Source organism: Legionella waltersii (assembly GCF_001468085.1).
Classification (GTDB): Bacteria; Pseudomonadota; Gammaproteobacteria; order Legionellales; family Legionellaceae; genus Legionella; species Legionella waltersii.
In genome coordinates, this window is the sequence record NZ_LNZB01000060.1 from 374,891 (window position 1) to 375,621 (window position 731).

A 731-nucleotide genomic window follows, 5' to 3' on the forward strand; every position below is an offset into this window, starting at 1 on the left:
ATTCTGTCATATCGGTTCTCCTTTAAATAGGTTGATCAAGGGTTATTAAGAGATTACGACCGATGTGGAGTAGGAGTTGCTATGCGCCACCCTATGGTAGCGACTCGGATTGAATTGGACTGGATTGGGGGCAATGTTTAATCGAGCACGAACAACCGAGCCGCGACCATAAGGGAGCGGACAGCCAGCCTACAGTTGCCTTAGCAAGCCAAATAACTGGCGAAATTCTCTTAGTGAGTGGTTGTTAGTGCGCGGGGATTTTATGGCTTGGGAATTCGATGGCATGAACGATTTCAGCAACAGAGCACTGTCTTATGTTGTGATAGGCTTTAAGCTCTAATACAGCTAACATCTTGATGACTTCCATACTATGCAACATGAGTAGCTCATATTGCGAAACTATTGTTCAAGTATACCCGTTTCTTATTAAGGAATTATTAAACAACCGCTTGGATATTTTTTTAAGAAAAACCAGTGGCATTTTGTTGTTTAAAATGCCACTAACACTTAAGTGTTCAGGCTGTTCATTTTCTCAGTGAGAAATGTATCGGTGTGAGTGGGGGATTCAGGACTAAAAAAACTCCACTTTCCGAAGGGAATGCGGTGCTCTTCGATGGTTTGTTTATGTACTTCTAAAAAGGCCTCCATTGTCTCCCGGAGCTCTATTATTGAGTTTGGATTATCCACTTGTTCAAGGATTTCACAGAGTTGTTTGAGTATCTTAATTTTTT

At 41.5% G+C, this 731-nt stretch carries 2 protein-coding genes; both read right to left on the minus strand.

Going from position 1 to position 731, the window contains the following annotated elements:
- Window positions 1–244: 244 nt before the first annotated feature.
- Entirely contained in the window at window positions 245–379 is a 135-nt protein-coding gene (locus Lwal_RS18080) for a hypothetical protein (protein WP_269458304.1), read from the minus strand.
- A 128-nt stretch (window positions 380–507) separates the two neighbouring features.
- Window positions 508–731 (minus strand): hypothetical protein (locus tag Lwal_RS17760; protein WP_193787237.1); only part of this gene is annotated, 224 nt, incomplete at its 5' end.